The organism is Rhodopirellula bahusiensis (assembly GCF_002727185.1).
Lineage (GTDB): Bacteria > Planctomycetota > Planctomycetia > Pirellulales > Pirellulaceae > Rhodopirellula > Rhodopirellula bahusiensis.
In genome coordinates, this window is record NZ_NIZW01000030.1 from 54,189 (window position 1) to 74,721 (window position 20,533).

22 protein-coding genes are annotated in these 20,533 nt (G+C 54.3%); 9 read left to right on the forward strand and 13 right to left on the reverse strand.

What is annotated here, in order from left to right:
- The first annotated feature begins 17 nt into the window (after positions 1–17).
- Positions 18–512, forward strand: a complete 495-nt coding sequence (locus tag CEE69_RS27045; RefSeq protein ID WP_099263692.1) for a hypothetical protein — start codon at positions 18–20, stop codon at positions 510–512.
- Positions 513–713: 201 nt separating this feature from the next.
- The gene (locus tag CEE69_RS27050) at positions 714–1,394 is read left to right on the forward strand and encodes an HAD-IC family P-type ATPase (RefSeq protein ID WP_099263715.1); all 681 of its coding nucleotides are present in this window, start codon (positions 714–716) and stop codon (positions 1,392–1,394) included.
- Between the two features lie 127 nt (positions 1,395–1,521).
- On the opposite strand, the gene CEE69_RS27055 is transcribed toward CEE69_RS27050, so the two are convergent.
- The 4 genes from CEE69_RS27055 to CEE69_RS27070 form a co-directional block, all read right to left on the reverse strand.
- The gene (locus CEE69_RS27055; protein WP_099263693.1) at positions 1,522–2,535 is read right to left on the reverse strand and encodes a dihydroorotate dehydrogenase-like protein; all 1,014 of its coding nucleotides are present in this window, start codon (positions 2,533–2,535) and stop codon (positions 1,522–1,524) included.
- A 33-nt stretch (positions 2,536–2,568) separates the two neighbouring features.
- Complete coding sequence (locus tag CEE69_RS27060; RefSeq protein ID WP_233215688.1) at positions 2,569–4,062, reverse strand: bifunctional aminoglycoside phosphotransferase/ATP-binding protein; 1,494 nt, start codon at positions 4,060–4,062, stop codon at positions 2,569–2,571.
- A 142-nt stretch (positions 4,063–4,204) separates the two neighbouring features.
- Positions 4,205–4,654: a hypothetical protein gene (locus CEE69_RS27065; protein WP_099263695.1), complete on the reverse strand. Its 450-nt coding sequence runs from the start codon at positions 4,652–4,654 to the stop codon at positions 4,205–4,207.
- A 141-nt stretch (positions 4,655–4,795) separates the two neighbouring features.
- On the reverse strand, positions 4,796–5,695 hold the full coding sequence (locus CEE69_RS27070; RefSeq protein ID WP_099263716.1) for a universal stress protein: 900 nt from the start codon (positions 5,693–5,695) through the stop codon (positions 4,796–4,798).
- A gap of 227 nt (positions 5,696–5,922) precedes the next feature.
- Here CEE69_RS27070 and CEE69_RS27075 point away from each other — a divergent pair, with 227 nt between their 5' ends.
- A complete protein-coding gene (locus CEE69_RS27075) occupies positions 5,923–6,519 on the forward strand; it encodes a hypothetical protein (protein ID WP_233215689.1) in 597 nt (198 codons plus the stop codon).
- An 89-nt stretch (positions 6,520–6,608) separates the two neighbouring features.
- Here the strand turns inward: CEE69_RS27075 and CEE69_RS27080 are convergent, their stop codons facing one another.
- Positions 6,609–7,598 carry a helix-hairpin-helix domain-containing protein gene (locus tag CEE69_RS27080; RefSeq protein ID WP_099263697.1) on the reverse strand — a complete coding sequence of 330 codons (990 nt, stop codon included), beginning with the start codon at positions 7,596–7,598 and terminating at the stop codon, positions 6,609–6,611.
- A gap of 12 nt (positions 7,599–7,610) precedes the next feature.
- Positions 7,611–8,654: a dihydroorotate dehydrogenase-like protein gene (locus CEE69_RS27085; RefSeq protein WP_099263698.1), complete on the reverse strand. Its 1,044-nt coding sequence runs from the start codon at positions 8,652–8,654 to the stop codon at positions 7,611–7,613.
- A gap of 266 nt (positions 8,655–8,920) precedes the next feature.
- On the opposite strand from CEE69_RS27085, the gene CEE69_RS27090 reads away from it, so the two are divergent.
- The 5 genes from CEE69_RS27090 (at position 8,921) to CEE69_RS27115 (ending at position 13,266) form a co-directional block, all read left to right on the forward strand.
- Positions 8,921–9,187: a hypothetical protein gene (locus CEE69_RS27090; protein ID WP_099263717.1), complete on the forward strand. Its 267-nt coding sequence runs from the start codon at positions 8,921–8,923 to the stop codon at positions 9,185–9,187.
- Between the two features lie 309 nt (positions 9,188–9,496).
- On the forward strand, positions 9,497–9,754 hold the full coding sequence (locus CEE69_RS27100) for a DUF4404 family protein (protein WP_099263700.1): 258 nt from the start codon (positions 9,497–9,499) through the stop codon (positions 9,752–9,754).
- A 122-nt stretch (positions 9,755–9,876) separates the two neighbouring features.
- Positions 9,877–11,361, forward strand: a complete 1,485-nt coding sequence (locus CEE69_RS27105) for an ATP-binding protein (protein WP_099263701.1) — start codon at positions 9,877–9,879, stop codon at positions 11,359–11,361.
- On the forward strand, positions 11,354–12,493 hold the full coding sequence (locus CEE69_RS27110) for a two-component system sensor histidine kinase NtrB (protein ID WP_099263702.1): 1,140 nt from the start codon (positions 11,354–11,356) through the stop codon (positions 12,491–12,493). The genes CEE69_RS27105 and CEE69_RS27110 overlap by 8 nt, the downstream gene beginning before the upstream one ends.
- Positions 12,490–13,266, forward strand: a complete 777-nt coding sequence (locus tag CEE69_RS27115) for a response regulator (protein WP_099263703.1) — start codon at positions 12,490–12,492, stop codon at positions 13,264–13,266. The genes CEE69_RS27110 and CEE69_RS27115 overlap by 4 nt, the downstream gene beginning before the upstream one ends.
- A gap of 470 nt (positions 13,267–13,736) precedes the next feature.
- Here the strand turns inward: CEE69_RS27115 and CEE69_RS27125 are convergent, their stop codons facing one another.
- The 7 genes from CEE69_RS27125 to CEE69_RS32965 form a co-directional block, all read right to left on the reverse strand.
- A complete protein-coding gene (locus tag CEE69_RS27125) occupies positions 13,737–14,087 on the reverse strand; it encodes a hypothetical protein (RefSeq protein ID WP_143549345.1) in 351 nt (116 codons plus the stop codon).
- Between the two features lie 98 nt (positions 14,088–14,185).
- Positions 14,186–14,839 carry a hypothetical protein gene (locus CEE69_RS27130; RefSeq protein ID WP_143549346.1) on the reverse strand — a complete coding sequence of 218 codons (654 nt, stop codon included), beginning with the start codon at positions 14,837–14,839 and terminating at the stop codon, positions 14,186–14,188.
- A gap of 15 nt (positions 14,840–14,854) precedes the next feature.
- A complete protein-coding gene (locus tag CEE69_RS27135) occupies positions 14,855–15,232 on the reverse strand; it encodes a hypothetical protein (RefSeq protein WP_099263719.1) in 378 nt (125 codons plus the stop codon).
- Positions 15,233–15,298: 66 nt separating this feature from the next.
- Positions 15,299–16,732, reverse strand: a complete 1,434-nt coding sequence (locus tag CEE69_RS27140; protein ID WP_099263706.1) for a hypothetical protein — start codon at positions 16,730–16,732, stop codon at positions 15,299–15,301.
- Positions 16,733–16,989: 257 nt separating this feature from the next.
- Positions 16,990–17,463, reverse strand: coding sequence for a DsrE family protein (locus tag CEE69_RS27145; protein ID WP_099263720.1), 474 nt, complete (start codon positions 17,461–17,463; stop codon positions 16,990–16,992).
- A gap of 215 nt (positions 17,464–17,678) precedes the next feature.
- Entirely contained in the window at positions 17,679–19,346 is a 1,668-nt protein-coding gene (locus CEE69_RS27150) for an ABC1 kinase family protein (RefSeq protein WP_099263707.1), read from the reverse strand.
- Between the two features lie 170 nt (positions 19,347–19,516).
- Complete coding sequence (locus CEE69_RS32965; protein ID WP_199169964.1) at positions 19,517–19,684, reverse strand: hypothetical protein; 168 nt, start codon at positions 19,682–19,684, stop codon at positions 19,517–19,519.
- Positions 19,685–19,802: 118 nt separating this feature from the next.
- Between CEE69_RS32965 and CEE69_RS27155 the strand changes: the two genes are divergently transcribed.
- Complete coding sequence (locus CEE69_RS27155) at positions 19,803–20,309, forward strand: hypothetical protein (protein ID WP_233215690.1); 507 nt, start codon at positions 19,803–19,805, stop codon at positions 20,307–20,309.
- Positions 20,310–20,533 lie beyond the last annotated feature (224 nt).

Consider the following 20,533-nt stretch of genomic DNA (forward strand, 5'->3'; position numbering starts at 1 on the left):
CATCAAGAAATCCACGCATGAGTGAACTCTATCGCTACGAAAGTCGACAGCGTTGGACGTCGATGACGTTGGTGCTGAACATGGTCGTTTTGTTAGTGTTGTACTTCGCCGCAAGTCATCTCATTGCCCCGTCCGAGGAGCGTGAGCAACTTTTCTTTTGGGCCAGAATCATCGGTGGATTGGTTGAGCTTTGCTTGCTACTCGCCGCCATCTATTTTTGGATCCAAAATGGAAACTTCCGTATGGTGGTGGACTCGGAACGTTTTGAGATTTCCGACCCACTCTCTGAGTCCGCCTCGTTCTCGATTCCGTTGAACGAGATTGTCGCAATCGACCAGACTCATCAAAAGCAATCCAATTCCAATTCGATCGTGTCGCACACCACATCCGGCGAACGGATGCGACTCACGCAAACGTACCACTACAACCGAACCAAGCTTTACGCCGCGCTGGCGAAGGCCAATCCAGACATTCGCTTGCCCAAAAATGCAAGGCGATTCAAGCAAGTCTGAGTATCCAGCCGCGTCAGCAAGAATCGGGTTCGGTCCATAGCGGCGCGCCTTGAAACTCGAACGTGCTGATATGCACAGGTAGCCAAGTGAAATCTCGCACGAACGAGTGCGACCTTGGATGGTCCAGCGATTGCGACTTGTCCCGATCGTTCGCGTGCCGCCGAGGCACGAAACCGTGACCTTGCCGACCATGATGCAACCATGAGCACGATGGCCTCGAACCCGCCCGTTCCAAAGCCGAGCCAATCATTGGTTCCGCACGCTCAAACGGATACCGAAATACGCGAGCGGTTGGCAACGTCGACTGAACTTGGGTTGAGTCACAAGGAGGCAACGCGGCGATTGGAACAATACGGACCAAATTCCATTCAGACGATCGGTTCCGTCCGCTGGTACGAGGTGCTGTGGCGTCAGTTCACCGATATCCTGATTTTGATCCTGGTCGCCGCGGGCCTGGTTTCTTTTCTGGTCGGCGAACCTTCCGATGCAATTGCAATTTTCGCGATCGTGCTACTCAACGGCGTTCTTGGATTTGTACAGGATTGGAAGGCCGAGCGTTCCCTTTCGGCTCTTCGCGAAATGCTTGCACCACGATGCCATGTGATTCGCGATGGCGATGAATTGGAAATCGACGCGACGAACGTTGTGCCCGGGGACTTGGTGCAGATCGAAACCGGCGACCGAGTGCCAGCGGACTTGCGTGTGACGCGTTGCATGAATTTGGAACTTGACGAGTCCGCTTTGACTGGCGAGTCCGTTTCGTCGCAGAAATCAACGGATCCCATTGACGCTGACTCGGAGCTGGCGGATCGAACCAACATGGCCTGGATGGGGACCGCGGCAACCGGAGGACGTGGTCTGGGAATCGTCGTGGCGACCTGACTTTATGGAACGCGTTGTCTGTGGCACCGATCGCAATCAACGCGTTCTCAACAACCTTGTCTACCTCGATGCAGACATTTCGATCGCCTGATCCACCGATTGGTTTTGCTATCCAACGCTCGCTCGTTCAAATGCTCGCCGAACTCGGTTTGCCTTCACGCAGGTGAGCGGTCAGGGCGGCGATGTAGGCCGTTCGCTCTTCGTCGCTGGTGAATTCGAGCGGGCGCTGCATTTGGAGATCTCGCAGTGTTTGCATCTCGTGCTTTTCCATGAACGATACCAACCCCTCGAGCATCGTTTGAATCACTCCTGCGCCTTCTCGATAGATCGCCGAAGTGACCATCGCAACATCCGCCCCAGCCAGCAGCACCTTGGTCAATTGATCGGCGTTGCCAACTCCGCCGCTAGCCGCCAGCGACATCGCGGGGCAATGGCTGTGAACCTGCATCAAAGTGTCAAGCGAATCGAGTTCTTCATCCGCTCCCGTGATTCGCCAGCGACTAGCCAACCTCAACGTGTCCAAGCAGATATCGACTTTGGGTGCGCGACCGTGCAGCACCATTCCCTGAGCACCGGACAACAGTTGACGAGCAATGTGCGGCAGGCTCGTGAAGTTGCTGCCCAGCTTCACAAACAACGGAACCGTGATCGCAGAATTGATGTCGCGGATCGCATCCAAAATGGTCATCTCGATTTCGGCTGAACTGACATACTCCCGAGCCCGTGAATGGTGCACGTTCAGTTCGATCGCTCCGGCTCCGGCTTCCTCCAACTCACCCGCGAAATCCATCCAGCCACCCGCCGTGTATCCGTTCAGACTGGCAATGATCGGGATGTCTTGCAATGAGCTGGCTCGATTGACCAGTGCCAAATACGAATCCGCATCTGGGCACGCCCAGTGATGTTTCGTTCGATCCGACTGTTCCAGAATGCCCCGCTCGCGAACCGTGAGCTTTCGCCCATTGTTCCAGCTCCAATCGATCACCTGCTCTTCAAACAACGATGGCAGCACGATCGCCCCCGCACCAGATTGCTGCATCTCCAACCGTGTGTTCTCATTCATCGACAAGGGCGAAGCACCGACGATCACCGGCGACCTCAACGAGAGTCCGCCGAATTGAGTGTTGAGACGAGATGTCATGGCTTCGCATCCAATGAAAGAGAAAAGTACGGCTCAGAAGACTTCTGCCATCTCAACCACGTCTGGAACGTTCACCACCAGAGCTCGCTCCGATTCCGAAAGTGGTTCGTGATACGCAAGCTGATGCCCCAGAACGGTCAGGTCCGCATCGGAAGCATCTTCGTTTCGCGCCCAGCGGTCCGAAACTCGTTGTCGCAGCGTTTGAACGTCGGTGTGACAATCCAAGATTCCAAACGGAACACCAGCTCGCATCGCGACCTCGTGAAATCGGCCGCGTTGGAATCGCTTCAGAAACGTCGCGTCCACAATCACGCTGTACCCGCTCGACAGGACTTGCCTCGCCAATTCTGCCAGTCGCCGATAGGTCTTCTCGCTAGCGTCGCCCTCGTACACCGTCGCGATCTGATCGGGACCAGGACGATCGGTACGTGACAGCCCAAACAATCTCTTCCGTTCCACGTCGCTTCGCAGTCGAATGGCATCGTGTCGTTGAACGACTGCTTCGCTCAAAGTCGTTTTCCCACTGCCGCTGACACCGTGGGTGATCCAAAGTCGCGGGGTTTCTTGCTGTGTGAATCGATAGGCAAGATCAAGATGTTCGCTCACGTCTTCATCGTCACCACGCATCGAGGCAGTCAGAGCCCGAACCAAGGCCCGATACGTCAGAAAGAACCTCAACAGACCCAACGATTCATAGTCTCCCGTCCGCTCCAGGTAGGCGTTGAGAAACGATCGACATAGATCATGGCGGCCACGCGCGGACAAATCCATCGCCAAGAAAGCGGCGTCACTCAAAACATCGATCCACCGCAAATGATCATTGAATTCGATGCCATCAAAGGGAACCAGCTTGTTTCGCCAGTACACCACATTGTCCGCATGCAGATCGCCGTGACAGGCGCGGATGAATCCCGCGTTGATTCGATTGGTAAGCCGATGCGTATTCAGACACAAAAAATCGTGCGTCCAATCGTGCAGTGCCTCAACAGTGCCAGACTGATCAATATCAGTATGCTTCTCGATCGCATCAAAAATCTGGCGGATGTTCCGCACCAAAAACGCAGGCCATTCTTGGGCAACACCTGAATGACAAACGACAGCGTCACGGTGAAATCCGGCAACCGAATCCGCGAGCTGAAAAACTTCGCTGTTCGTCAAGTTCCCGTGTTCAATTCGGTGACTCAGCAACGCGGTCTCGGGAAATCGCCTCATCTGCACGGCATACTCGATTGCATCTCCCTGCCCCCGCACCGCCACGACTCCGTCTGACAAGGTGATGGGAACGACACGAACATAAAGATCATCCGCGAATCGCCGATCCAACCGCAGTTCCTCTTCACAGAAGCGATGCCGCTTCTCCAAAGTGCTGTAGTCCAAAAAATCTGTCTTCAGAGGCTTCTTGATCTTGTATGCAAACTCACCCGCCAAAAACACGAACGAGATATGCGTTTCGTGAACCACAATGGGACCGTTCACCGGGTGAGGGTACGCCTCCGGTTCCTTCAGAGCAGCAACCAGCTTGTCCATCGATATTCCATTCATCTTGTTCAAGGTCATCACGAGTGATATTTCATGGAGTTTGTTCGTGGAGAAAAGCGTCAGCGGACAGGGTCGAGGTCAGTGGGGCTTACTGGATCCATCGACCGGCCCGCTGACGCGGGGCACGCCTTCATTCCGGCGTATCAGTGGATAGCTTGATGAGTCCTTCACGGTGATTTCGCATGTAGGAGTGACATTCGACGCAGCGAAGCGTCATTGCGACGTACCCCATCGCGGCGCGGTGAATGTCTTCATCATTGGCTGCGTCAACGATCAGATCCGCTGCCCGTTGGAAGTCGCGGCTTTGATCGGCATATTCCCTCGTTTGAATGACATTCCATCCGGCTTCAGTGCTCAGCAATTTCAATGACTGCGCGTTGGATGCGATCTTGTCAAAATCTTCGAGCGAGAGACCTTCGAGGATTGATTTGGACTTTTCTAATTTCAAATGCATCAAAGGAGTCAGCATCTTCCAACCATTCGATTCCTCTTGGGAGACTGGTGGATCCGCTTTCAGGTTCCACGTCCACAACGAAGCGAAGACGACGACCATCGGGATGATTGCAAGGAAGCGTCTCATGACATCTCACTTCGTATGAACTTTTGAATTTGAATACAGTTGTCACTAGGTTCGGTCGTTTTTGACGGGCGACTAATCGGGCTGTTCCGTTCCGGCGTATACGAGAATGTCCTGAAAGTCTTTCATCGCACTGTTCACCGATCACACGGAGGCGGTTTGCTCGGAAACGGATTCGTCTTGCGCGTCTTCGCTTCGACGGCGGCGGGCTATCAACACACTCGATGATGCATGGCGGAGCACAAAGCGGGTGGTGCTACCCAGCAACATGCGTTCGAATCCGCCGCGTGGCGTCTCGCCAACGATCACCAAGTCGACTTGGTTCGAATCGACATAGTCGACCAAACCATCCCCGACATGGTCGCAGTGAATGACCATTCCTCGCGAAGACGGCGCAACCGCATTCAACTTTTCGAACGCATTCTCGAGACACCTTCTCGAAACTTCGTCTTCGGAAAAATCGTCCACGACTGATCGGTCTGTCACAGAGAGGACTCGCACATCGGCCTCTCCGGCCCAGCCAAGTCGCATGAACTCATCCAACGCCGTTTCAGTCTGCTGACTGGGGTCGCAACCAATCGCGATACGAAGGCGTTCAGGACGACCGGCATCGTCGCTTTGCCTGACGACCAGCACGCTGCCGGGGACATGAGTCGCCACGTAGTCGCTGGTGCTGCCTAGTAAAATTCGTTCGACTGCCGAATGCCCTTTCGCTCCAACCACCACCAAATCTGGCTGAAGCTCCTTCGCTAGCGACACGATCGTTTCGCCAGGGTGTCCCTCACGAACAACTTGCTGAAATTGGACATCCAAGTCACCGAAGATCGCCTGGACTTCTTCGAAAGATCGGTTTGCTTGTTCACGCTTTCGCAGCAACCAGGCTTTGCTCCAGCCATCCACCAGAAAGCTCTTTTGCGATGGCGGTTCATGGATCACCGTCGCCACCACAATCTCGACAGGCTGTCGAAAATTGAGCTGCACCATGAACCGTGCAGCTTCCAGCGAGGCGTCAGAACCATCGATCGTGAGCAAGATCTTCTTCATTGAAATTCCTTTGTGTTGGTAGCGGACCAACGCACTCCGGATGCCAAACACGAAAACCCGCGAATCAGACCGAATTCGATCGACAAAGCGCGCCGTGGTGCACAGGTGAGCGAATGAGATCAATCCGAATGTGTTCCTGATGACCAATCTCGCTGCCAATCCTCTCGGTCCCCGCTTTGCTAGTTCCTTCAGTACGGTCCCAAATACACTCCAAAGATCAGACTGACATGTCGAATTTGAAAACCAGCCATCCACAGCACCAGAACAACGAAGCGCAACGCTACTTTTCGCAACTGGAAGGGCAGATCGTCCAGCGACTTCGAGTGGAAGCGAGCAGTGACGCCGGTCGCGAGGAACTCATCCGCAGCACCGGAATTCGCGATCCCGAGTTGGTCGCCGAACTGGGCAAACTCGGAGTGACCGCCGACGAGCTGGTGGCGTTGCGTTTGTTCCCGCTGGTTTTGGTCGCTTGGGCCGAGAAACGAGCTGACGAGCACGAACGTGAGGCCGTCATGGCAGAGGCACTTCGCTTAGGTATCCATGGGGATTCCAGTGCCTGGGTTTTGCTTGATCAATGGCTACAGAAACGCCCGCCGGGATTGGCGGTGGATGCTTGGAAACGATACATCCACGAGATCTTCCATGAAATGTCGCGGGTCGCTCAACAACGATTGATCTTGCTGACCGAAAAACAAATGACTCGGGTCGCCAAAGCGTCCGGCGGTCACCTCGGCTTTGGCAAAATCTCCGCCAGCGAGAAAGCCATCATCCAGCAGACCACTGCCGCCATGCGTCACGAAATTGAAGTCAAAGAGGGAACGTGATATTGGCAAGCTCATCTCGCATTCGATGCTGCTGAAGCGAATGCTGGATGGGCAAGACTTCGCGTGTGTCCGAGTCGGCCGTCACAATCTCAACCGTGGACGCCAAATCGCCCCGCGTCCTCTTCCCATTCGGCACGTAGTTCGGGATAGGGAGCGTGCCCGGCTTCGTATTGGTGATAGGCATTGCGTTGGTGGTAGTACGGCAAGCATTCCTTTTCTCGCCCTCGAACGATTCGAAAACCTTTCAGTTCGCCATACATCGCAGTGATGACCGTCCATCGGCCATGCGAATCCGCGTCGTCCCGAAAGAGAATCACCCAGTCATGCGTCGCGCCTTGCTGTTGCGCCCGATCCGTGTGCGAGAACATCGCTGTGTAGTGGCGTCCCTCTTTCTCTGTGTGCAAGACCGGCACCCAAGCCGCCTTGCTCGTTCCATGATCACGTAACCTGATTCGTGGAAGCGTCCCGTCTTCCACTCGTTTGCGGTAGTCTCGATCGATCTCAAGAATCTCGGCAACAGACACCGTCGGAGCGGTTTGAATCTTTGCGACCGGCTGAGTTGCTACACCGCGATGCGCCAGGCAAGCTTGGATGGCTTCGATTCGCTTCTGCCCAATCCCCGGAACACGTAGCAACCGCCCATCGTTCGCGGCATGGAGCAGTTCCGCCAACGTTTCGATATGCAATTGGTCATAAATTCGATGAGACAATTGCGGACCAAGCCCGGGAACCGTTGCGAAGAAGTGCTCAGCGTTGGATTGCCCTCTCAATCGATCGAGCAGGGGTATTCGTCCGACGCGAACCGCGGATTCAATCAGCCCGGCGATCGACACGCCGATGGTAGGAAGATCAATCAGGGCACTGGTGCCTTCGTGGTCCAAAAGTTCCCGAACGGGCGATGGTAATTCCGCAATCGTTGTCGCCGCCGCATGGTAGGCGCGGATGCGGAATTCATTTGCATGCTGGTCACGAAGCAAGTTCGCAATTTCCGTCAACTGTTGGGCGATCGCTCGATTCTCTTGTAGACGATCGATCTGCTCCCCCGCTTGGACGAGAGTGTTGGTTTCAATCACAGCCATGGCAAAAGCTCGCTAGTTTTGGTGACCAAAGGAATCGCACGTGTGACGCGAAATCACAGGCGTGGGATCAAAGTAGGCTTGGTTTCGCGTCAGCGGATCGATGTACTCCAACCGAACGGTTTTTTCGTCGCCCGAATGGTTTCGAGGGCAGGCATCCCGAAACTCCTGCAACGTTTGAAATCGACTGAGCTCAACGTGCCGCTCGATCCCATCCACGATGTCACGAATTGCATCCGGGCCACCTCGATAGACGGCCGATGTAACCATGACGACGTCTGCACCAGCGATCATGGATTTGATCGCGTCTTCGGCGGTGGACACACCTCCGCTCGCAGCAATCGACATCGTTTGGTCGCCGGCCCGAGCACACACGATGCCCTCCAGTATGCCGCCAAGGGAATTCACTGGTGACAGCTCCCAGTTGATCGTCCAGTGCATGCGATCGGTGCTGACATCCCATTCCGGCATGTGCGTGAACAAAACCAAACCTGCGACACCCACTCGGCGAAGCTGGTTGGTCATCGAGGACAAATTGGTGTAACGCTGACTGATTTTCGCGGCGACCGGGATCGCAACCATTTCACCCACCTGCCCAATGAGGTCGCACATCCGAGCTTCGATGTCGTTCGAAGTTTCCATGTGATCAAAGACGGCTTGTTGTAGATTGAACTCCAACGCATCGGCCCCGGCTGATTCCATGTCTCTTGCATATTGCAACCACTGCCCCGACGACGAACCGTTGAGACTGGCGATCACCGGAACGGAGCAAGATTTCTTGAGGATGCCGATCGTCTGCAGATAGGCCTCTGTTCCGCCGTTGTATTTGTCTTGTTGAGGTTGGTAGCCACTGCGTTCGATCGCGCCATCTGGATCCGTCGGCTTCATCAGTTGGTGCACGACCTGCTCTTGAAGCATCGACGGCAAAACAACGGCTCCCGCACCCGCGGCAACAATTTGCCGAACGGTTTCAGGTTCCATGGTCAATGGACAGGCCCCCATCACGACCGGCGAATCCAACTGCAATCCTAGATAATTTGTGGTCAGTTCACCGGACATGTTCGTAACTCCTGAAAAGATTGATTTGAGCGAATAAACGAACAGGCAAACAATGTTCCTCGCCCAATCGTGATCGCTGGTGCTCCGCACAGCACGCCGCTGTGACACCCGGTCCCAAACAAGTGCGCGAGTTGGATCACAGTGCGCTCAACCGCTGGTGTTTTCCACTCGGCACGTTCCTTGCCTTGCATTCCTTTTTGCTATTCAGTTCCTCTCGTTCAGGACTGATGGACGCACTCAGCAACCCATTGCGAAAAGGAAAACCAATGCCCGCCTCCGCCCGACGACTCGTCTCCAACATGATTGGCGACCTCAAGGAAGAACGAGATTCCCTGGCACTGCAAATTCACTTGGGTAAACAAGAAGCCAAGAGTGAATTGCAGCGACTGGACAAGAAACTCGAAGAACTGAACGAAGACTATCAACCGCTCAAAGATGCGGTCGACGAATCCGGTGAAGACATCTTGGCCGCTCTTCAGTTAGTAGGCGACGAGATCAAAAATGGATTCGAACGCATTCGCCAAACACTTTAGTGATGACGACCGTGTTCAGCACAATGACAAAACGGATAACGAAGCGATCGTGCGTCAATGCACGCCACCGTGCGAACCTCAATCAACTTGGGCCGTTCCGTCACTCGCTGACACCCAAAACGAATTCGGAATGGAATGTGCAAATGCCACAAGCAGAAAGCCAGGAACGACTAGGTTTGATTTCGTGAGCCGTTGATGCACTAGCACGGTTGTGTGTGGAAACGGTGCCCAACGACTCACATCCCCAAAAGACACCTGCGTGCCTGCATCGAAGTTCTTTGCAAACCTCACTTACATCGAGACAGCACCATGCCCGACTCTCTCAAAACCACCCTTCGGCAACTTCACGATCAACTGGGTGAACTTGACACGCTCGATGACACCGAGCGAGAGCAACTCAAGGAAGCCATTCAAGAGATCCAAAACAGCTTGGACCGATTCGACATCCGTTCAGCTGATTTGGCCAAGCGATTTCACCAGTCGACTCAGGAAGTCGCACGCAGCCACCCGCATGTGACCCAAACGGCCGGTCAAGTCGCCGACATGCTATCCCAGATGGGAATCTAAGTCGGTTTCTTCGCTATCCAGACGCGGGAACTACCGAGATGGTCCGCACACAGGTATCATTGCGACGACAGATCATGTCGCATGTGCGGTGATCGGACCGTGTTCATCTCGGAAACTGCACCATGTCGGACGAGTTGACCATCTTGCTCGTCGAAGACGATCCGGATTCGCTGGCGAACATGGTCGACATTTTGGATTTGGACGGCCACCGAGTCCGCGTCGCTCAGAGCTTTGCCGAAGTTCTGAATGCCGCACCCCAACCCAGCATTGAGCTCGCAATCCTGGACCGCCGACTGCCCGACGGTGAAGTCGAAGACCATTTGGCCGGTCTCTCGGAACGATTGCCCAACGCTGAGTTCATCATCGTCACCGGATTCGCGAACATGGAAGGCACCATCGCGTCGTTCAAACACGGCGTGACGGACTACCTTCTAAAGCCTGTTCATCCAGACGTCATTCGGCAAAGCGTCGCTCGAATCGCGAAACAGAAGCGAGTCGAAGCGGACCTTCAACGTCAACAACGATTTGCCAATCAGCTTCTCGAGACAAGCGAAGCATTCATCGTGGTGCTCGATTTGACGGGTCGCATCGTACACTTCAACAAACACTTCTCCGAGGTCACCGGTTGGCAACTCGATGACTTGATCGGTCGAGACTACATCGACCACTGCACACCTGAACCGGAGCGAGAGAGAGTTGGCGAGATCTTCCAACAAACGGCTCTTGGAAGGACGTCCTCCGGTGTTCGCAATGGTTTGCTGACGAAGTCCGATCGAGTCCGCCAAATTCGCTGGTCAGATTCCACACTGAAGGACGCCAGCGGAAACATCGAATCCGTGCTCGCGATCGGAATAGATGTGACTGACATCATCGACGCTCAAGAAGCTGCCGCCCGCGACCATCGTCTTGCCGCGATTGGACAAACGGTTGCAGGGCTGGCTCACGAAAGTCGCAACGCATTGCAACGAATCAACGCCAGTGTCGAGCTACTGCGTCTTGACCTCCCCCTCGAAACGGACACGCGAGAAGAAGTCGATTCCATCGCCAGAGCCGCCAACGAACTCGGAAGCACACTGGAAGAAGTTCGCGAGTACGCGGCCCCCATAAGGCTGCATCGGGAATCGGTGAAGCTGCAAGAGGTTTGGCGGCAGGTTTGGTCCAACCTGTCAAAGTCACGTGGAGATCGCGATGCGGAATTGATCGAAACACAATGCGACTGCGGCTGCCCTGCCGAAGTCGATACCCTGCGATTGGAACAGGTCTTTCGCAATCTATTTGAGAATTCGCTGGCCGCCTGCGAAAATCCGGTGCGGATCCAAATTGAGTGTCTTTGCAAAGGCACGGAAGACATTCACTTGGACTATTCCGACAACGGACCTGGCCTGTCAGCGGAACAGCAGCAAAAGCTCTTCGATCCGTTCTTCACGACCAAAGTCAAAGGCACCGGCTTGGGTATGTCGATCGTGCAGCGAATTATCGAGGCCCACGGCGGTGACATTCGCGTCGTCAAACCGGTCCATTGCGGAGCACGCTTTCGCATCCGTTTGGGCAAAGACGACGCTATCCAAAACGCCTGCTCCGGGGAGAGCAAATCGCTCCATGCATGACGACGAACAACTCGCCATCCTGGCATCCGTCCTACGAACCGCTGTTGATGCGATCATCATCATCGACCAAAAAGGCACCATCGAATCCGCGAACATCGCCACCGAGCGAATGTTCGGATTCGATTCCGTTGAGATGATCGGCCAGAACGTGAAGATGCTGATGCCATCTCCTTATCACGAACAGCACGATGGCTATCTCGATCGCTACCAAAAAACCGGCGAACGTCACATCATCGGCATCGGTCGTGAAGTCACCGGAAAACGCAAGGATGGAAGCCTGTTCCCGTTACATCTGGGCGTTAGCGAAGTCGAAACGGATCAAAGAAAGCTGTTCACTGGGATCTTGCGCGACATCAGTGAACTCAAGGCGGCCGAAGGAGAACTGAAGCAACTCAACGCGACCCTCGATCAACGAGTTCGAACGCAAGCCGCTGAATTGCAACAAGCCCAACTGGAATTGGTGGAAAAAGAAAAGTTTGCAACGCTCGGTCGAATTTCAGGCGGGATCGCTCACGAAATTCGAAACCCTCTGAACGCGATCAAAACATCCGCGTACTACCTCCTGAACGCTCAATCACCATCACCCCAAAAGACCGAAGAACACCTGACGCGAATCGATCGGCAAGTCAACATCATCGATAGCGCAGTCACCGCTCTATCCGATTTGGCCCGACTGCCAGAACCACAAGCGTCGGAGATTGATATCCCAGCCATGATCTCAGGAACCTTACGCGACACGAAATTGCCTCGCAGCATCGTCGTCGAACAAGAATTCCCCGCGAACCTGCCAAATGCTTGGGCAGACGAGAAACAATTGCCAATCGTCTTCAAGAACCTAATACGAAACTCTCGCGATGCGATGCCAGAAGGAGGTTCCCTCCAGCTCTCCGCCCGTCTGCACGAATCGATGATCGTCGTCAGCGTTCAAGACGACGGAATTGGAATGCCGCCCGAAGTTGCACAACGCATCGCAGAACCTTTCTTTTCAACCAAAGCGAGAGGAATGGGATTGGGAATGGCAATCACCACCGCCATCCTCGAAAAAAACCAATGCGAAATGAGATTGGAGTCGAGCCCGAATGAAGGGACTTTGTTTGACATCTCGATTCCAATCGCGGGGAAAGACCGATGAGTTCGAAACGCGTGTTGATCGTGGACGATGACGAAGACATCTGTTCTAACATCAAAGACATCCTTGACGACCTGGGCTATCAAACGGACATCGCCCACGATGGCCCCTCCGCATTGAATTTGGTCGATGCCAATTGTTACGACGTGGCGTTGTTGGACTACTCGATGCCCGGCATGGACGGCGCGACACTTCACCAACAAATGGTCCAACGACGGCCGGAAATCGCGGCCATCATGGTCACCGCCTACGCTCAAGGTGACGGAGCCCAACGGGCTCGGGACGGGGGCATTCAACAAGTTCTCCGCAAACCAGTCGACCTTGGCGAGCTGCTTCCGTTGGTGGAACAATTGTCCAATTCGCCCATCGTGCTCGTCGTTGATGATGACGCTGAGTTTTGCAAAACCTTGTGGCACATTTTGCGTGAACGATCCTATCGAGTCTGCCTCGCGCACGACAAAGAGGATGGCGTTCGCAAAGCAATGAATGCGAACTACCAAATCGCGGTGGTCGACCTCAGCTTGAGTACCGGACAAACCGATGGCTGCGACGTATTGCATCGAGTGTCAGAGGTGAACCCAGCGATTCGAACGATCCTGATCACAGGACACCGCGAAGAAGCAAAAGAAGTCATCGACCGCTGCAAGGCAAGCGGACTCGACGATGTATGCTTCAAGCCATTGGACATCGAAACGCTAATCAGCAAGATTGAACTTGGCAGAATGAATTTCGGCAGCACTTCGCCCGAGCTTTTCAATCGCCCCAATGATCTGTGATTCCGGCGTCCCACCCTCGAATCCGATCGGCTGACCATTGCGAGGATACAGAACTAGAACCGGGATCGATTCAAACCCCTGTTCCTTGAGGGCGTCGAAGTCCTCCACTGAGGAATCCGTCAGATCGGCAGACATGGCAACATAGTCAGCGTCAGAAAGTGCTCGATCAATGGCGGTTGAGAACAAGCCGCCCTTCGGATCCGCAGACAACGCCCACCGTGCATAGAAAAGAACAGCCGATTGTTTGCCAAGGCAATTGTTTTTTGCGATCGCGTCCGCGGAATACACACGCCACTCTGTCACCTGCGGATGAGTGCTTGCCTTGTCATAGCGGAACAACGCCACCAAGAAAGCGGCCAGTATGCCCAACGCCAACATAGCGCAACCCCATGCTCTCCTACCGTTCATGGCAAACTCTCCGAGCGTCCATTACCAGGCGAACCAAACCACGAACCGTTTGTTGATCCTGTTCACGCGCGCGAATTTCTCCAGGTCGCATACTCAAGACGATAGTGCCCAATTAGCAAGCCGCACATGCCGAAGGCTGCCGATGTGAGCACCCAGAAGATAAACAAGATTGGAAGACCGTCGTCGAGACTCACGATCCAGTAGAGGTTCCGAGACGACATGTTTCCAGTCAGAAAGTGGTAGGCGACCATGACGCTGGCCAACGCCCAGTAGGTCAAAAGCGTCACCCAAAAACCGATCATCCTCAACGCCTGACTCTGATGTCGACAACGATGATCCACAACAAACAGAGAAACGCCAAGAACGAACGCCACGAAACCGACAAAAGAACCAATTCTGGTCGCCAGCATCACCAAAGCTGCGAGAGCCGTTAACCGAAGCAAATCGGACGTTGAATACTTCATTTCGCCTGCGATGCGTTACTCTGTCAAACGCTCCGAAGAAACGCCGTCTACTGCACAATCCGCTTCAATTGAACACTGGACTTGCTGCTAACTGACGTCGCGTGCTTGCCGTCTGGATGAAGCATCAATTCCTCCGACGATCCATCCGCAAACGTACGCAAGAAGGCGACAAGATACTGGTTGTTTTCCACCTTGGCCCAAAGCCCAATGCGTTTCCCTCGCAAAACGACGAATCCCTCCTGCGTATAGTCACACACGTTTCCATTGCTGTAGTCCCATCGGCCGACAACAGGGTCGATCGGCGGTTTGGACTGTTCCCGCGACTCCAGCTCCGCAAGCTTCTCTTTCAACTTGGCAATTTGCTGCTCGTCACCATCAGTTCCAGGATTAGTCTTCGTCCGTTCCTCTACAAACGCTTTCAACTTACTATCCAGAAGCGCCGAAATGCGATTTGCTTCCGCAAAGTCCTTCGCCTCCACTGCTTCAGAAAGGGCTGATTCGAGATCACTTCTCAAGGTCTTTTCAGCAAGTGCAATCTGCTCCTGAAGCTTTTGGTCCAGGAATCTCAGACGTTCATCAAACTTGGCAACCGCCGTTTTCGCAACCTGTGATTGAAAGGAATCATCATCGCTTGCCTCTTGTGCGACGCAGATCCGCAAAGAGCAAACAAGGAATGCAAAAAGAGATAGATAGCGTGCCATATTACTTCTTAAATATCAGTCCGGTCTCGAAGCCAAACCGCCAAGATACCCACCGATTGCTGACACCGCAAGAAAATAGGCGATGGTCACCACGACGAGAACGGTCCGAGTCAACGAATCATCATCCAAGTAAGAGGCTGCGAAGATGAGAAACGAAGCCAGAAACCAGTAGGGCACCAGTCCAATCAACACCCAACACAACGACGACACCACACCTAGAAATACCGCCCATCGCGTGGGATTCACTGTGATTGCCAACATCGGGCCGACCACAAACGGGCAGGCGATCGGCACACACAAGAAGTGAATTCTCGACAACGCAATCAAAACCGCGCACACACCTACCCAGCCGAGCAAGTTCACTATCGAGAATTGCAGCTTCTCCAATCGCATCAAGACCTCAAGTCCTTCGCCGCCGTTCGACACTGAAATACGGATCCCACGGGACACGCGAAAGCGCTACCCGGTCTCACCGAGGACGAGATGCGTTGTTCCCTTTGGCAAATCAAAACAGGCAACGAGATGCTTCTCATCGGAAAACCAAGTTTCCGAGTCCAATCTCGAACGCGTGGTGGTTTCTTTGAGCAACTTACGATCACCACCATGCTGAACGCTGACTGGGCCAACTCCACCATCTATCTGCAGCGTGAACTTCGACGAAGCAAAGGGTGCCTTGAGAATCAACCGGTTGCCGACATGCTCAATTTCGGTCAGTTGCTTCGCAGCCCAATAGTGTGCGATCTCACTGACCTTCATCCAAATGGTGTCGTCGCCGAATCGGCTTGCCAGAGATTCGACAACTCGTTGGAACGAGCGAAATCCTTCTTGGCTGCTGTTGCTGTACATTCCCGGCCAATGACAAAGCATGACCGCTGGTTCTCGCCGCTGAATCAATTCCACCATTCGGCCATTGGTCGCATCTCGGTTGCAATACCGATCGGGTTCGGAAAGCGAATCACCTTGCCAACCACCGAACCAATCGCCCGTACCGGCTGGGACGTTGACCGTCAGTCGCACGTCGTCGGTACCTACGCCTCGCAAATGCTCCAGCTTCGGCTCGGTGCTCTCATCACCCGAAACAACGTATTTGAAGTAGTGCGGTAGCGTCGCGCCGTACACATCACGAACCGCTTGATCAACCGCCATCGGCAACTCCCTCTTGACCATGCCGCCGAATCCGCCGGGCGTGGTGACGCCTTCGCAGGGCAGTTCACAATTCTTCAAAATGCGAAGTGCATAGGCAAGATAGGCCGCCAACTCGTCCACACTCTTCTTCTCTTGCGGGTACGAGTTTTCCATCGTCGCTGAGCTGATCTCCTCCATCGGCCTGCCCGTTTTCAGGTCAATCACCCGCGTGTGCGTGATCATCTCTGGATGAATGTCCCAATTGGGAACCATCAACTCACGAACAAGATTCATGCTCGATTGCAATTCGGTTCGCGACCAACCGGGCAACTCACGATCCAACCAACCGACGCACGCGGGGTTGGGGACGATGCTGTACTTGCCCTTCACACCATGTTCCGCACACCATTCGCCAAACTGACGAACAAAGCCATCGGGAATCTCACGCGGCCACGTTTTCCAAGGCTTCTGATACTCGGCTCGGTTCGGCCAAGCGGCCGCGAACTGCGGGTTGCAAAAGTGCCCCATGTTCACCAAGCAAGTTGAGTCATCAATGATGAACGATAATGGAACTCGGTCTCGCGGCATCAGCACTTCGACACCAGCAGGCCGACTCGGCAGCGGCGATTCTGCAATTGGGGTCGGGTTCTCGGCGCCCGCCAAGTCGCCGATTCCGGCGTGCGAAACAGCCGTCGCGGCGACGCCCCAGGCCGACGCACGCAAGAAACGTCGGCGGTCCTGATCAAACCGAAATTCGTCCTGGTTCACTTCTGCAATCTCCCGTTCGCCTTGGTATCAACGCTCTGAACACAGTTCGAACCGAGCGTCGTTTCAACATCCCGAAGCAGTTTGATGACCGTGGTCCTCGCATCAACTTGGATGACAACTCCTTCATCGACGTTCGCGTCCTTTGAACGCGTCTCTCATTCTATGGGCTTGAGCGGGCGTCATGGATCTCGACCGAAAATTCTCCAATTCGCAAGACAGAATCGAAGTCTTTCGGCAAGTAGCGGAGAATGCCCGTCTCAATAATCCATCACCTTGTCCGCCTCAATCAGCAACTTGCCCAGCATCGCTGTAGTGCCAATTTGGGCGTTGCGTTTCAGTCCGGGATCGGTGATGTGAGCCGACTTGGCGCAATAAGGACACACCAGGACCGTGCCACCACCAGCCGCAAACTTCTCATACAGTTCCGCCAGGGTTGGTGAATCGGGGCCCCATTGAAATTCCAGTTCCTGTCTTCGCTGTGCGATCCGGACGCCTTCCAAATCCACGAACAAAGTCACTTCCGCACCGTATTCCTGCATCAAATTCGCAACCTTCACCGCCATGAAGCATCGATGCAAATCATCGGTGAAGTGAGACAGGTGGACGACGACCTTTTGTCCACTTCCGTCAATTGCTTTCTCGTCGTCAGCCCGTGCGGACGAGGCCCACGTTGATACGCAGATGGCTGCGACGACGAGACTCAAACGAAACATTGTTTTTGCCAATGGCATGACAGGATCTCCAAACACTTTGAAAAGGAATCAAACGGTTTGAAAGAACTTGGCAAACAACATACCGACGCCGAAATGCACGTCATCGGATCAATTGAGAGCGTGCAACTGTGCGTCCATGACAACTCGAGACTCCACCGCACATCAACCGCACCAACGATGAACGCCAACGGCATTGAACTCGGAGGTGAATGCAAACAATGACGGCATCGCAGTCACCGAACCTTTGAAATTTGCCAACAGAGACGAACGCCCATGACCATCGCCAACAAGCACCCAAGTAGCCCGGGAACCGAGACACCAAACAACAACGGAGGCACGCCGCTACTCCACAGGGAAGCGGAACCAACAAACAATGCCGCGGTCAAAATTCCCATCACCAAACGATTGACAATCGGTTCCAGCCGACGGTGTTGAAGATGGATGTCGAAGTTGCCTTGTTTGAGGCTATGCAGCACATCCCCCAGATCCTTCGGCAGGATGCTTAGCAAGTGATCCCAATCATCGACCCGGTTCTTGATCCGTTCGTAAACGCGCCGCGGCGACAGTCGGCGACGCATCGCTTGTTGACCATATGGCTGCAACAATTCCGCCAAACTGAACTCGGGATTTAATTGGTGAGCGGTTCCCTCCAACATCGCCAACACCTTCAGCAACATCGCTACCTTGGCCGGCAAATGGATCTGGTGCTCACGAATGCTCCTCGTCACATCTCTCAAGCAGGAACTCACGTCGAAGTCGCGAAGTTTCTGATCGGAGTAGTCATCCAGCATGTCGTGGATTTCACTTACCAATGACGGTTCGTCGAAATCGCTGGGCACTTCGCCCAATCGCACCACGATCTCAGCGATTGAATCCGCATCACCGGTCACGGCAGCAATCAAAGCCGCCTCCAAGTCATCACGCAGCGCATCGTTGATCCGCCCGACCATTCCGCAGTCAAGCAACCCGACGACTTGTTTCGCTGGCTGCTGATCGTCGCAGGTGCCAGGTCCGAGAAGCATCAAGTTTCCCGGATGCGGATCGGCATGGTAGAAGCCGTCGCGAAAAATCATGTCGAGAAACACCGTCGCGCCTCGATGAGCGACCTCGTTCAAGTCAGCCCCCGAGGACTTCAACGCTGCTTTGTCGGAAACGCTGATCCCGTCCAGCCGCTCCATCGTCAGCACACGGCGTGAACTCAGCTTTGGATATGGCACCGCGAAATGAACATCTGGTTCGTCTTCGAAGTTCGATCGAAACCGATCCATGTTCTTCAGTTCGCGTTGGAAATCCAACTCTCGCATCAACGAGCGTTGAAATTCGCGGATCGTATCGACCGGGCGATACTGTCGAAGCCTCTCCGATTGCTGCTCCGCGATTTCGGCCAGCTTCTGCATGATCTCCAAATCGTTGACGATGCGTCGTTCGATTCCGGGGTGCTGAACCTTGACTACGACATCGTCTCCCTCATGCGTGGTCGCTCGGTGAACTTGGCCAATTGATGCCGACGCCATCGCCACTGGATCAAACGACGAAAAAAGTTCATCAATTCCCGCTCCCAACTCGGACTCGATCATCGCGATGACCTCATCAGACGGATCGCTGGGCGTATTGGCACGCAGTTGAGCCAACTCGCACGCCAGTTCACGTCCCACCAAGTCTTCACGAGTGCTCAAGACCTGACCGAGTTTGATGAAGGTCGTTCCGAGATCTTCAAACGCAACCCGAACTCGCTCCGCGGTGGTCATCGAATCATCCGCCACCGCACCTCGCAATCGATCCGGCCAGATCGACGGGACTCCCGACATCCAATCCGCCAAACCATGTCGGGTGAGAATTGTCACCACCTCACGAAAACGCTCGGCATTGCGTATCAATTGCGGGACTTCGATCAGTTCCATGGGAGATGGCCGCGGTCAATAGGAAATTCGGGCAGCTCATCAACAGCCGCTCAATAGGATCAACGATACCTCTCACTCAGAGAGCACCGTGAAGCATAGCAACAACGACACCTGTTGCTGCCACGCCTCTTTCCGCTGGCAAGCTCCGCTTCACCCAACTTGGGGCCGCCCTACAGCGACGAATCCAAGGTTGCTTTCAACATTGCAATGTGAGCCATTACGGTGTGGTGATGCTTTTTCATGCGTTCGTGAGCGTCCCACATCGAAACATCGCTTTCCCATTGGCGATGGTCATGGTGCATTGTTTCGTCGTTGACGAGGACGTCTTGCTTGGACACGAGTGAGTTCCTTGAAGGTGAGTACATTGACAACTCACTTTCTCGCACGTGGTGTGCCACACCAACGGAGTGTGCCCCATCGGACCAGTCAGCCGCCCGTCCCTACTCGGAAATTCGAATGAGCACCTCAACGACGACCAACAAACTTCCTGTCGAACCCGACGCCCATGCGTTGTCTCGTCAATTTCGCACTGGCGTCCGAATTTTGCTGGCCACAAGTTTGATCGCGACATGCGTGGGGCTGTTTCTAGTGCCCGAAGCCGCTTACCTAGCCGCGATTCCAATCCCGTTTCTTTACGCGATTCTGGCGGTTGCGAACTACATGGAGGTGCGGTCACGAGCTTCTGAGTTGAGGCTCCAAAAATCCGAACGTATCGGCCAGATTGAAATGGACATTGACGTTGAAACCGCTGGTGTGATCCTGCTCTTGAAAGTGCTGGGCATCCTAGCGGCCAGCACCTTCATCATCGCTGCTGCAATCTATGAATGGCAGGTTGTGGGAATCGTGGCCGCCGCTCTCTTCCTGTTAGCAGTGTTGATCAACATTCCCTACTTGCCGCTTTTCCTCGCCGAAGCCGAGCGAGATGAAATGGAACGGCTTCGAAGCGAAGAAAACAAACACTAGCAGGTCGGCAGGAATGATCGGGTAGAACCTCACGTAGGCGAGTCTCTCTGAGACTCGCAAATGACAGCGTCTCGGAGAGACGCCGCTAGTGCGCCTGCAAAGGCGATTGAATTGTCAGGTGAAAGTCCTGACCGGGGAATTCGTTACCGCCCCGTAGCTGATGGTAACTGCGTTTTCAACAGAAAGGGTGGAGAGCAACCAAAAGCGAATGAGCAGTCCGTAAC